The sequence below is a fragment of the Bacillus sp. HNG genome (assembly GCF_003400205.1).
Lineage (GTDB): Bacteria > Bacillota > Bacilli > Bacillales > Bacillaceae_L > Ferdinandcohnia.
This window is the reverse complement of sequence record NZ_QUQV01000001.1, coordinates 430555-443962: the sequence shown is the minus strand read 5'-3', so window position 1 is coordinate 443962 and position 13408 is coordinate 430555. Positions and strand designations below refer to the sequence as shown.

13 protein-coding genes are annotated in these 13408 nt (G+C 36.3%); all 13 read left to right on the top strand.

Annotated elements, in window-relative coordinates; translation table 11 throughout:
• Window positions 1-22: 22 nt before the first annotated feature.
• The 13 genes from fliM to DZB84_RS01975 all read left to right on the top strand — a co-directional run bounded on the left by fliM (window position 23) and on the right by DZB84_RS01975 (window position 13404).
• Window positions 23-1024 (top strand): flagellar motor switch protein FliM, encoded by a 1002-nt coding sequence (fliM, locus tag DZB84_RS02035; RefSeq protein WP_116350577.1) that lies wholly within the window; start codon window positions 23-25, stop codon window positions 1022-1024.
• On the top strand, window positions 1017-2240 hold the full coding sequence (fliY, locus tag DZB84_RS02030) for a flagellar motor switch phosphatase FliY (protein ID WP_116350576.1): 1224 nt from the start codon (window positions 1017-1019) through the stop codon (window positions 2238-2240). The genes fliM and fliY overlap by 8 nt, the downstream gene beginning before the upstream one ends.
• A 17-nt stretch (window positions 2241-2257) precedes the next feature.
• Window positions 2258-2620, top strand: a complete 363-nt coding sequence (cheY, locus tag DZB84_RS02025) for a chemotaxis protein CheY (protein ID WP_116350575.1) — start codon at window positions 2258-2260, stop codon at window positions 2618-2620.
• A 46-nt stretch (window positions 2621-2666) separates the two neighbouring features.
• Window positions 2667-3311, top strand: coding sequence for a flagellar biosynthetic protein FliO (gene fliO, locus DZB84_RS02020; RefSeq protein WP_116350574.1), 645 nt, complete (start codon window positions 2667-2669; stop codon window positions 3309-3311).
• Window positions 3308-3973 (top strand): flagellar type III secretion system pore protein FliP, encoded by a 666-nt coding sequence (gene fliP / locus DZB84_RS02015; protein WP_116350573.1) that lies wholly within the window; start codon window positions 3308-3310, stop codon window positions 3971-3973. The genes fliO and fliP overlap by 4 nt, the downstream gene beginning before the upstream one ends.
• Window positions 3974-3989: 16 nt before the next feature.
• Window positions 3990-4259, top strand: a complete 270-nt coding sequence (gene fliQ, locus DZB84_RS02010; protein WP_116350572.1) for a flagellar biosynthesis protein FliQ — start codon at window positions 3990-3992, stop codon at window positions 4257-4259.
• A gap of 4 nt (window positions 4260-4263) precedes the next feature.
• On the top strand, window positions 4264-5040 hold the full coding sequence (fliR, locus tag DZB84_RS02005; RefSeq protein ID WP_116350571.1) for a flagellar biosynthetic protein FliR: 777 nt from the start codon (window positions 4264-4266) through the stop codon (window positions 5038-5040).
• Window positions 5041-6123 (top strand): flagellar biosynthesis protein FlhB, encoded by a 1083-nt coding sequence (gene flhB / locus DZB84_RS02000; protein ID WP_116350570.1) that lies wholly within the window; start codon window positions 5041-5043, stop codon window positions 6121-6123.
• A gap of 67 nt (window positions 6124-6190) precedes the next feature.
• The gene (gene flhA, locus DZB84_RS01995) at window positions 6191-8227 is read left to right on the top strand and encodes a flagellar biosynthesis protein FlhA (RefSeq protein ID WP_116350569.1); all 2037 of its coding nucleotides are present in this window, start codon (window positions 6191-6193) and stop codon (window positions 8225-8227) included.
• Complete coding sequence (gene flhF / locus DZB84_RS01990; RefSeq protein WP_116350568.1) at window positions 8224-9396, top strand: flagellar biosynthesis GTPase FlhF; 1173 nt, start codon at window positions 8224-8226, stop codon at window positions 9394-9396. Before flhA ends, flhF begins: the two co-directional genes overlap by 4 nt.
• Entirely contained in the window at window positions 9393-10268 is an 876-nt protein-coding gene (locus DZB84_RS01985) for a MinD/ParA family protein (protein ID WP_116350567.1), read from the top strand. The genes flhF and DZB84_RS01985 overlap by 4 nt, the downstream gene beginning before the upstream one ends.
• A 10-nt stretch (window positions 10269-10278) precedes the next feature.
• Complete coding sequence (locus tag DZB84_RS01980; RefSeq protein ID WP_116350566.1) at window positions 10279-11343, top strand: protein-glutamate methylesterase/protein-glutamine glutaminase; 1065 nt, start codon at window positions 10279-10281, stop codon at window positions 11341-11343.
• Between the two features lie 18 nt (window positions 11344-11361).
• On the top strand, window positions 11362-13404 hold the full coding sequence (locus DZB84_RS01975) for a chemotaxis protein CheA (protein ID WP_116350565.1): 2043 nt from the start codon (window positions 11362-11364) through the stop codon (window positions 13402-13404).
• The last annotated feature ends 4 nt before the right edge of the window (window positions 13405-13408 follow it).

The window sequence follows — 13408 nt, the reverse complement described above, 5'->3', positions numbered from 1 at the left end:
TGTAATGAGCGGAGGTGGAACCTTGCCTGGAGAAATATTATCCCAAAGTGAAATAGATGCATTACTTTCAGCCCTCTCGACTGGTGAAATGAATCCAGAAGAATTAAAAAGGGAAGAAAGTGAACGCCGTGTAAAAGTTTACGATTTTAAAAGGGCGCTTCGTTTTTCAAAAGATCAAATTCGAAGTATCACTCGTATCCATGAAAATTTTGCACGATTATTAACAACCTTTTTCTCGGCTCAACTTCGGACTTATGTGCAAATTACAGTGGGGACAGCCGACCAAGTGCCATATGAGGAATTTATACGTTCAATTCCAAATATGACGATTTTAAACGTATTTGAAATGCCTCCTTTAGAAGGCCGTATTATTTTAGAGGTAAATCCTAATATTGCCTATGCCATGCTTGATCGAATGCTTGGGGGACGAGGTACAGGTTTAAATAAAATCGAAAATTTAACTGAAATTGAAACGAAAATCATGAGCAATATGTTTGAAAAAGCTTTTGAGCAAGCAAGGGAAGCTTGGGCTAATTTAGTTGAAATCGATCCAATTTTAACTGAATTTGAGGTGAATCCACAGTTTCTTCAAATGGTATCACCAAATGAAACTGTGGTAGTTATCTCACTGAATACTCAAATTGGAGAAACAAGTGGAATGATTAATATTTGTATTCCTCATGTTTTCCTTGAACCGATTATTCCGAAATTATCAGCACATTATTGGATGCAATCAACTCCTAAAAAAGAACGAAATCATGAAGAACTTACTTATATTCAAAACAATCTTAAGGATACAAAATTACCAATTGTTGCAGAATTAGGGACTACTAATATCGCCATTCAGGAATTCTTATTATTGGATGTTGGGGATACTATTCAACTCGATAAAACGATTCAACAACCAATCGAGTTGAAAGTTGAGGGTATACCTAAATTTTATGCACAGGTTGGTAAAGTAAATAAAAAACAAGCCGTACAAATCTTAGAGGAGATTAAAGGGGGGGACCGTGAAAATGAATAATGGAAATATGCTATCACAAGATGAAATAGATGCACTATTAAGAGGTACCGCTGACTTAGACAACGATGAACCGGTAGCGAATGAGAATAAACCCCTTGTAGAAGATTTTTTATCTTTAATTGAACAGGATGCGCTAGGGGAGATTGGAAACATCTCTTTTGGAAGTTCAGCAACTGCGCTTTCCACATTACTCAATCAAAAGGTTGAAATTACGACACCAAATGTCTCGCTTGTTCTAAGATCTGAGCTAGCTGATGAGTTTCCACACCCATATGTAGCAATCTATGTTGATTATACAGCTGGTTTTACAGGGACAAATTTATTAGTTATAAAACAAAGTGACGCAGCTATCATTGCTGATTTGATGCTTGGTGGAAATGGGCTTGCGGCACCAGAAAGCTTAGGCGAACTACATTTGAGTGCTGTTCAGGAAGCGATGAACCAAATGATGGGTTCTGCCGCAACTTCTATGTCAACTGTTTTCAGTAAGAAAATTGATATATCTCCACCGAGTATTGATATACTTGACATAAAACAAGGTGAAGGGGCTGAAAAGCTTCCAGCTGATGATATTCTAGTGAAAATATCTTTTCGTTTAACAATAGGGGAATTAATTGATTCAACGATTATGCAGTTGGTTCCAGTTGAATTTGCGAAAGGTCTTGTTGGAGAACTCCTTTCCCCTCAGGTGGAAAATACAGCTTCGGCAATGGAGCATTCGACTCAACCTGTTAATGTTGGAATGCCAATCCAGCAATCGAACTATTCTTTGCCTAATGTTGAACAGCAAATGGAAATACCGTCTCAACCGACACAGCCATATCATCAACCTGATTTTAATCAACCCGTGACAAATAGTGGTCCACAACATTTAGGTGGTACTCATGCGAAGCATCCTGAGATTCAACCAGCCGTATTTTCAGAGTTTGAATCTGTTCATTTACAGGAAGCTGAATCAAGAAACCTAAATATGTTATTAGATATTCCACTCCAAGTTACAGTTGAATTAGGCAGGACAAAACGTTCTATTAAAGAGATTCTTGAATTATCAACTGGCTCAATTATTGAGTTAGACAAGCTTGCAGGCGAGCCTGTAGATGTTTTAGTAAATGGAAAACTCATCGCACAAGGTGAGGTAGTTGTAATTGAAGAAAACTTTGGTGTCAGAATTACCGATATCATTAGCCAAAGTGATCGAATTAAAAAACTGAATTAATGTAGGGGGCAATTCAAATGGCACATAAAATTCTTATTGTAGATGATGCAGCATTTATGAGAATGATGATAAAGGATATTCTAACTAAAAATGGTTATGAGGTTGTTGCAGAGGCAGCAGATGGAGCGCAGGCGGTTGAAAAATATAAAGAACACCAACCAGACCTTGTAACAATGGACATTACAATGCCTGAAATGGATGGGATTACAGCACTGAAAGAAATCAAAAAAATGAATCCAAATGCAAAGGTAATTATGTGTTCAGCAATGGGACAACAGGCGATGGTCATTGATGCAATCCAAGCGGGAGCAAAGGATTTTATTGTAAAGCCATTTCAAGCAGACCGAGTAATTGAAGCAATCAGTAAAACTTTAAGCTAAATGTATTAATGGGATTAATTTTTACTAACAGGAGAGTGGCAACATAGTGAAACATATAAAAAAAGTCTTTATAGCCATCATTTTCTTTCATACCTTGCTTGTCACTTTTCCTGTTCAAGCAGAAGATGGTCAAATTGATAAAAATGTTTACAACCAGTACAATCCAGAAAACCAAGAAAAGCCTGATCAAGAGAGTGATGTCCCAGAACTTACACAACCTACTAGTGATTTAACTGCTGGCGATTTTTTTAAAATGATTTTTACGACTTTATTTGTTCTTGCACTTATTTATTTTTTATTAAAATTTGTAAATAAAAGAAATCGTATGTTTAACCAGCATAAGTTTATTGAAAACCTTGGTGGAACCAGTCTTGGAACGAACCGCTCGATTCAAATTGTAAAGGTTGGGGAACGGATTTTAGTTGTGGGAGTTGGAGATTCCATTCAGCTTCTAAAGGAAATCGAAGATACAGATGAAATAAATGAAATACTTGAACAGCATAATTCGTCATTAGAATCCATGATTCAACCACAAGATATTATTAATCGTTTTCTTGAAAAAAGAAAATCAGCAAAGGACAAGGATAAGGCTCTTTTTTCCTCGATTCTGCAAAAACAATTAACCGAGTTAAAACAAGGGAGAAAGAAGATTGTCGAGCAACTTGAAAATAAGGAGTCTAGCAAAGAATGAATGAATTTATGGAAATTTTTAATACTAGTGCCCCTGAAAATGTTTCGACATCAGTTAAGCTTCTTCTCCTACTAACTGTTCTTTCAGTTGGACCTGGTATTTTAATTTTAATGACGAGCTTTACAAGAATTATTGTGGTGCTTTCATTTGTTAGAACATCATTAGGTACACAGCAAATGCCTCCTAATCAGGTTTTAATTGGACTAGCCTTGTTTTTAACTTTTTTTGTGATGGCACCAACATTTAGTGAAGTGAATGAACAAGCTTTAACTCCGTTATTTAATGAAGAAATTAATTTAGAGGAAGCCTATACTCGGGCCGCTGTACCGTTTAAGGAATTTATGAGTGTACATACTCGCCAAAAGGACTTGGAGTTATTTTTAAGTTATTCTGGAGCAGACAGACCTGAGACGATTCAAGATATCCCTTTAACTGCTTTAGTTCCAGCCTTTGCAATAAGTGAACTAAAAACAGCATTTCAAATCGGATTTATGATTTTTATTCCATTTCTTGTGATTGATATGGTTGTTGCCAGTATCCTCATGTCAATGGGGATGATGATGCTTCCGCCAGTTATGATTTCCTTGCCATTCAAAATACTCTTATTTGTTCTTGTGGATGGATGGTATTTGATCGTTAAATCCTTATTACAGACCTTCTAGAAGTAGGTGAACCGTGTTGAATCCTGAAGTAGTCATTTCATTGGCAGAAAAAGGTGTATATACGACATTGATGATTTGTGGTCCACTTTTATTGGTTGCACTCGTCGTCGGGCTTATTGTGAGTGTGTTCCAGGCAACAACACAAATTCAGGAACAAACCTTGGCTTTTATACCTAAAATCATTGCTGTACTTGTTGGCTTGGTATTCTTTGGACCTTGGATGCTTTCTAAGATGCTTGCGTATACCCATGATATTTTTAGTAATTTGACGAGATTTGTAGGTTGAAAAAATGACAGAGGTTTATACCTATTTTCCTGCGTTTTTGCTGGTTTTAGTTAGAGTAACCAGCTTTTTTGTGACGATGCCGTTGTTTTCGTATCGAACTCTGCCCGCTACTCATCGGATCGGCATTGCATTTTTTATTTCTTGGATTATGTTCCTATCCATGGAAAAGCCGATTCTTCAAATTGATGGTAATTTTATCATGCTGATTTTTAAAGAGGCCATGGTCGGACTTTTAATTGGTTTAGTTGCCTATATGATTTTTGCTGCAATCCAAATTGCAGGAGGTTTTATTGATTTTCAGATGGGGTTTGCCATTGCCAATGTAATCGATCCCCAAACTGGAGCACAAAGTCCGTTAATGGGTCAATACTTATATACTTTTTCACTTCTCTTTTTACTAGCTATTAATGGTCACCATCTTTTATTAGACGGAATTTTTTATAGCTATTCATTTATTCCAATGGAACAAGCGACACTTCCTTTTGGAAATGAAAATGTGGTGGAGTTTGTTTTAAGGGCTTTTAGCACCATGTTTATAATTGGATTTCAAATGTCCATGCCAGTCGTTGGCGCTTTGTTTTTAGTGGATATTGCCTTAGGAATTGTCGCAAGAACCGTTCCACAGTTAAATGTTTTTGTCGTGGGACTGCCATTAAAAATTGGAGTTAGTTTTGTTGTCATGTTAATCGCGATGTCAATGATCTTCATGCTGGTCGGAAAGCTAGTAGACAATATGTTGTACACGATGCGAGGATTAATGGAACTTTTAGGAGGAAGCTAGATGTATTTTGTTCGTTTAAACCTACAATTTTTTGCAGGTGAAAAAACAGAAAAAGCCACTCCTAAAAAACGTCAAGAAACGAGGAAAAAAGGACAAGTTGCAAAAAGTGCGGATGTAAATACGGCCATCTTATTGCTATCTATCTTTTTTACTCTCCTTGTTTTTGGAGGATTTATTTTTGATCGGATAATGACGTTTTTAAAACATTCATTCAGTTATTATTTATCAATTACACCGACTGAACAGAGCGTACAAGAAATTTTTATCGAGTTAACTATAGAAGCTGCGATAATTTTAGCACCAATCATGGTAGTAGCGCTTATTGCTGGAATAGCAGCAAACCTTATGCAAGTTGGTTTTTTATTTTCACCAGAAGCGATTCAAATGAAGCTAAATAAACTTGATCCGATACAAGGATTCAAACGTATTTATTCGATTCGTGCGCTTGTTGAAATGATTAAATCCATCTTAAAAATTGTCATAGTTGGTGCCGTGACTTTTTCAATTCTTTGGTTTCGTTTGGAGGATATCTTGTCCTTATCACAAAAAACTGTCGGGGCTGCACTCATTGTTCTGGCAAAACTGACCGTCCAAATGGGACTGTTTGCTGGTGGGGCACTTTTATTTTTGTCTTTTTTAGATTATCTTTATCAACGTTTTGATTATGAAAAAAACATAAGGATGTCAAAGCAAGATATTAAAGACGAATTTAAGAAGACTGAAGGGGATCCACTAATCAAATCCAAAATCAAGCAAAAACAGCGTGAAATGGCAATGAGCCGTATGATGCAGGAAGTGCCAAAGGCCGATGTTATCATTACAAACCCAACACATTATGCTGTCGCTCTGAAATATGACGAGGCAAAAATGGATGCACCGTTCGTGGTTGCTAAGGGTGTTGATTTTATAGCTCAGCGAATTAAGGAAATTGCTAAAGAACATGAAATTACAACCATTGAAAACAGACCACTTGCAAGGGCTCTTTACGCAGGGACAGATATCGGGGATGCGATTCCTGAAGATTATTTTAAAGCGGTAGCTGAAATTCTTGCCTATGTATACCGCTTAAAAGAGAAGGTTTAAACCCTTTGAAAGTTTTTAAACCTTCTCATCATCACTTGTGCTTTTTGACTTAAAGGAGAGAAAAACAATGAAAGCAAGAGATTTATCCGTTTTACTAAGTGTAATCTTAATAGTTGCGATGCTTATTATTCCGTTTCCATCTTGGATGTTGAGTATCTTAATTATCATCAATATTTCTCTTGCACTCTTGGTCCTCTTAACTTCAATGAATATGCAAGAACCACTTCAATTTTCAATCTTTCCATCATTATTACTTCTTCTAACCCTATTTCGATTAGGGCTAAATGTTTCAACAACAAGATCGATTCTTTCTACTGGGGATGCTGGGGGAGTTGTTCATACCTTTGGTACCTTCGTTGTTGGGGGAAATATTGTCGTTGGATTCGTCGTTTTCTTAATCCTCGTTGTTATTCAATTTATTGTTATTACAAAAGGGTCAGAACGTGTTTCAGAAGTGGCTGCACGTTTTACTTTAGATGCAATGCCAGGTAAGCAAATGAGTATTGATGCTGATTTAAATGCAGGGATGATTTCTGAAACCCAAGCCCGAGAACGTCGTGATAAGGTAAGCAGAGAGGCTGACTTTTATGGGGCGATGGACGGAGCGAGTAAGTTCGTAAAAGGGGATGCCATTGCTGGTATCATTATTGTCCTTATTAACTTATTATTTGGATTTATCATTGGAATGACGCAACATGGGTTAGGCTTCCAAGAATCACTTTCTAAATTTACACTATTAACAATAGGGGATGGACTCGTTAGTCAGATTCCAGCCTTATTAATTTCTACTGCAACAGGGATTGTCGTTACACGTGCTGCATCAGAAGGAAATTTAGGAACAGATATTACAAAGCAATTATTTGCTTATCCTAAAATGCTGTATGTAACTGCGGGTACCATTTTCCTGTTAGGATTGTTTACACCGATTCATGATTTATTAACCATATCCATATCAAGCTTTTTAGCGATTGGTGGCTTTATGATTTCCAAAAATAAGGATCAAGAGATTCAGCTTGAGCCAGATACGGAAGAAGAAGTACAGGTTGAGGACTTAAAAAGTCCTGAAAGTGTTGTGAATTTGTTAAATGTAGATCCAATTGAGTTTGAGTTTGGTTATGGCTTAATTCCTTTAGCCGACACAAACCAAGGTGGGGATATTTTAGATCGAATTGTTATGATCCGTAGACAATTGGCAATTGAGTTAGGTTTAGTAATACCGGTCGTTAGAATTAGGGATAATATACAATTGCAACCCAATGAGTACCGCTTGAAAATAAAGGGAAGTGAAATGGCAAGAGGGGAACTATTGCTTGACCATTACTTGGCGATGAGCCCGGGCTATGAAGATGATTCGATTGAAGGGATTGATACGATTGAGCCATCATTTGGTCTTCCGGCTAAATGGATTTCTGAGGATATGAAGGACCAAGCTGAAATGCTTGGGTTTACAGTAGTTGACCCACCATCTGTTGTATCTACACATATTACGGAGGTCATCAGAAGAAATGCTCATGAATTACTCGGTAGACAAGAAACGAAGCAGTTAATTGATCATTTAAAGGAATCATACCCAATTTTAGTGGATGAAGTAACACCAAATCCACTATCGGTTGGAGATGTACAGAAGGTACTAGCAAAATTATTAAAAGAAAATGTTTCAATTCGAAACCTGCCGATTATTTTTGAAACGTTAGCTGATTTTGGCCGAATGACAACCGATACGGATTTATTAACTGAATATGTAAGACAATCTCTTGCTAGACAAATTACAAACCAATACATCGTACAAGGAGAGACAATGAAGGTTGTAACTCTTTCCGGCAGAGTTGAAAAATTCGTCGCAGATGGTGTTCAACAAACAGAGCATGGAAATTATTTATCCATTGACCCAAGTGTGTCACAATCAATCATTGAATCGATTGCTAAGCAAATTGAAACTGTTAGTATCCAAGAGCAGACACCGATTCTTTTATGTTCTCCTGCTGTTAGAATGTATGTAAGGCAATTAATAGAACGATATTTTCCACAGGTTCCTGTCCTTTCCTATAACGAGCTAGAAGCTAATGTGGAAGTTCAAAGTGTTGGGGTGGTGAATATAGATTGAAGGTAAAAAAATATATTGCGCCTTCTATGCCGGAAGCGATGAAAATGATTCGTACAGAATTAGGTAGTGAAGCGGTCATTTTAAACTCAAAGATTGTTCAAACACAAGGTTTTTTCGGACTTTTTCGAAAAAAGAATTTTGAAGTAATTGCTGCTGTAGACCCAGAGGCACCCAGAAAACAAATGGTGCAACTTAAAGAAAAGGAACGAAAAATTCCGGTTAACAGCAAACGAATTGAATCACAACAACCTATTGTTCGTGAACCATTTACTAAATACGACGCAAAGGAAACTCATAGCCCTGCTCCAGATCTTCTAAAAGAAATTCAAGAATTAAAAGCAGCTATGAAGGACTTATCCTCTGATATTAGCCCATATACTGGACATCTTCAGAAAATGAATCAATTGTTAATTCAACAAGAAATTGATCCATTGATTCGAAAAGAAATCATGTCTAGTCTACTTGAAAAATGGTATCTGGCGTCTGAGAATGCTTCATTTGAAGAGGTTCAAAATTGGACAAAAAAATATATCATTTCAAAAATATCGAACGTTGATTACGGTGGTTTAACTTATCAAAAAAAATATATTAATGTAGTCGGCCCTACTGGAGTTGGAAAAACGACAACCATTGCTAAAATTGCAGCCGACTGTATGTTAAAAGATAAAAAGAAAATTGCATTTATTACAACCGATACGTTTCGGATTGCAGCCATTGAACAATTGAAAACATATGCAAAAATTTTAGGGGCACCTGTTGAAGTTTGTTATTCCTTTGAGGATTTTAAAAAAGCAAAGGAAGCCTATAAAGAGTATGATGTTGTTTTCATTGATACAGCAGGTAGAAACTTCCGGAACGAAAAATATATTGATGATTTAAATCAATTAATCCATTTTTCAAATGATATGGAGACGTTATTAGTTCTCTCTTTAACATCGAAAATAACGGATATGAACGTGATTTATGAACAATTTTCCAAAATAAAGATATCTAAATTTATTTTTACAAAAGTGGATGAAACGGCAAACTATGGAGCAATGGTGAATTTAATAGTTAATTCTGGCATTGGTGTTGCCTATTTAACGAATGGACAAAATGTACCCGATGACATTGTCATTGCATCTCCTTCTTTAATCGTTAATACTATCCTTGGAGTCGATGAATCATGATAGACCAGGCTACAGCTCTTCGTAAAAAACTAGCATCTATGAATAACGAACAAGAACAACCGAAGACAATAGCTGTAATCAGTGGAAAAGGTGGCGTTGGAAAATCTAACCTCTCCCTGAACTTTTCTATTGCCCTTTCTAGATTTGGTAAGAAGGTGTTGCTTTTTGACATGGATATCGGAATGGGGAATATTGACATTTTGATGGGGATTACCGCCCATCATTCAATTGTTGATTTATTTGAAAAGAATCTTACCATGAAAGAATTGCTCATCAAGGGACCGGAAGGCATTGATTATATTGCAGGTGGGAATGGGTTGCCGAATTTGTTTAAGCTTGATGAAGACAAAACAGAATATTTAATTGAGCAATTGCAATTCATACTCAATGATTATGACTACGTTATTTTTGATATGGGTGCAGGAATGACAGAGGAAAATGTAAAATTCCTTTTGGCGATGGATGAAATTTTTGTTATAACAACTTCAGAACCAACCGCAATTACAGATGCTTATTCAGCAATGAAATATATCTGTTTGTTTGATCAATCTATTCCTTTGTACCTTATTGTTAATCGTGCTGAAAATGAGTCAGAAGGGATGCAAACCCTTAAAAGATTAAAGCAAGTGGTGTTGCAGTTTTTAGTAAAGGAAGTCAACCTATTAGGAGTTTTACTTGATGATAAAGCAGTTCAAAAAGCTGTGAGTCACCAAGAACCATTTTTGCTATATGCACCAAAAGCTTTAATAAGCAAAAACTTGCTTGATATTTGCAAAAAATATCTTGATGAAAATAATGAACAAAGGGAAGAAAAGAAACAAGATATTTCCTTCATATCAAAGTTACAGCGTTTTTTCGTACGTGGTAGATAGGAGCTTTAAAATGGAAAAAATTAATGTTCTTATTGTAGATGATTCGGCATTCATGAGGAAACTCATTTCCAATTTTCTTCAGGAAGATTCAAGGATTCATGTTGTTGGAACTGCAAGAAACGGATTGGATGCATTGGATAAAATTAAAAAATTCAATCCAGATGTTGTAACTTTAGATATTGAGATGCCTGAAATGAATGGAATTGAAGCTTTACAGCGGATTATGAATGAAAGTCCACGACCAGTTGTGATGCTCTCAAGCACAACGAAAGAAGGAGCAGAGAACACATTACTAGCGATTCAAAATGGCGCTGTCGATTTTATTCAAAAACCATCAGGTCCAATATCCATTGATCTTCATATTATTAAGAACGAAATTGTGACAAAAGTACTACAAGCAGGAAGAGTAAATATGGCCTTGTTAAAAAAGCCATTGAAAATACAAGAAAATAATACAAGTAGAAACGTAGAATATAGTAAAATAGAACTAGACTCAAATAGAAGTATTAAAAAAATCGTTTGTATTGGTACTTCTACTGGGGGACCAAGAGCCTTACAGCAGGTTCTCCCCAGATTTCCTAAAAATTATCCTGCACCAATTGTTATTGTTCAACATATGCCGGCGGGTTTTACGAAATCCTTAGCTACTAGACTTAATAGTTTATGTGAAATTACCGTTAAAGAAGCTGAGAATGGTGACGTTTTGAAGGCAGGAATAGCTTATATCGCACCTGGTGGTCATCACATGAAAATAAAAAGGATCGGCACTTCACTAGCTGTGAATATTGATGAGAGCGAAATTAGAAATGGACATAGACCATCTGTTGATGTGCTGTTTGAATCAATAAGTGAAATCAAAGGTATTCAAAAAATATCCGTTATAATGACTGGCATGGGAACAGATGGGTCCTGTGGCTTGAAAAAATTAAAAGAATCTGGACAAGCTGTTGCCATTGCAGAATCGCAAGAAACTTCAATTGTTTTTGGAATGCCGAAGTCGGCAATCGAGACACATTTAGTCGATAGAGTTGAAAAATTAGAGGATATAACGGATACCATAATTAGCCTTACATAAGTAAAGGGGTGTTGTTTGATGGAAATGGATCAATATTTAGAAGTCTTTATTGAAGAAAGTAAAGAGCATCTCCAGGCTTGTAATGAGCATTTATTAGAATTGGAAAAAGAACCTGAAAATATTTCAATCGTCAATGAAATTTTCCGCTCGGCCCATACATTAAAGGGAATGTCAGCGACAATGGGATATGATGATTTAGCTAGCCTCACTCACCAAATGGAAAATGTGCTAGATGGCATTCGAAATATGAAAATTACCGTAACACCATCACTTTTAGATATTGTTTTTAAAGCAGTAGATTATCTGGAAGAAATGATTTTTTCGATTGCTGACGGAGGCGACGGGAAAAAAGATGTTTCAGATGTCGTGTTTTTATTGAAGAAAATCGAAAGTGGAGAAGAAATTGAGGATAATGAAACACCTGTCACTGTTGAGCCAAAAACCGAAGATGCAGCGGTAAAGTCTAACTATGATGATTTTGAATTAACAGTCATCCAACAATCAAAAGAACAAGGATTTAATTGTTATGAAATCTCAATTGTTCTTAGAGAGGATTGTTTATTAAAGGCGGCTCGTGTATTTATGGTTTTTGAGGTCCTTGAACAGGTCGGTGAAATAATTAAATCCATTCCTTCAGTAGATCAGTTGGAGGAAGAGCAATTTCAAAGTGAGTTTACTGTAACCCTAGTATCAACCGAAATAGCCGAAAATATTGAAAAACGTATTATGAAAGTATCTGAAATTGATAGAGTAACCGTGCTAGATGTCCAACTTGATTCATTGAAGGCTGTTGCTCAAGAACAAATTCAGGCTCAGGCAGAAGTTGCCCCTACTCTAGCTGATCGGGATGAACAATCGAAAGTTGAAAAAGAAGACCAACATCCTGCTAAATCAAGTAGTAAGCATGGTGGTAATCATAAGACTATAAGGGTCAATATTGAACGGCTTGATATTCTTATGAATTTATTTGAAGAACTAGTCATAGATAGAGGGCGTTTAGAGCAAATCTCTCGTGACCTAAATCATTCTGAGTTAAATGAAACGGTAGAAAGAATGTCTAGAATTTCAGGAGATTTACAAAACATTATCCTTACAATGCGGATGGTTCCTGTTGAAACAGTTTTTAATCGTTTCCCACGTATGGTACGCCAATTAGCGAAGGATTTGCATAAAAAAATAGACCTTCAAATTATTGGCGCGGAAACGGAATTAGATCGGACAGTTATTGATGAAATCGGTGATCCACTTGTACATCTTTTACGTAATGCACTAGATCATGGGATCGAAACACCGGAAATCCGGCTACAAAAAGGAAAACAAGAAGAAGGCACTGTTATTTTACGTGCCTATCACAGTGGAAATCATGTCTTTATTGAAATTGAGGATGATGGTGCTGGTATTAGTCGCGATAAAATCATTCAAAAAGCGATAAACAAAGGGCTTATTACAGCGAAATCAGCAGAGACCTTAACCGATAGCCAAGTATTTGATTTTATTTTCTCTTCCGGTTTTTCAACTGCTGAAAAAATATCGGATGTTTCTGGCCGTGGGGTTGGGCTAGATGTTGTAAAGAATACAATCGAATCACTTGGAGGCTCAATTACGATTCGATCTACGATGGGAAAAGGATCTGTTTTTTCAATTCAGTTACCATTAACATTATCTATCATATCTGTTATGCTCGTTGAAGTTCAAAATGAAAAATATGCAATACCACTTTCTTCTATTATCGAAACGGCAATTATCAAAAGAAGTGAGATTCTTCATGCCCATAATCAAAAAGTAATAGATTTTAGAGGCAAGGTTGTGCCGTTAGTAAACTTGAAGGATATCTTTGAAGTACCTGCTACTACAGATGAGGATGAGTACCTTTCTGTTGTCATTGTTAAAAAAGCTGATAAATCAGCAGGACTCATTGTTGATTCGTTCATTGGCCAACAAGAGATTGTGTTGAAGTCGTTAGGAAATTACTTATCAAGTGTGTTTGCGATTTCTGGAGCAACCATCCTAGGTGATGGCCAAGTAGCTCTAATTGTCGATTGTAATGCATTAATTAAATGAATTT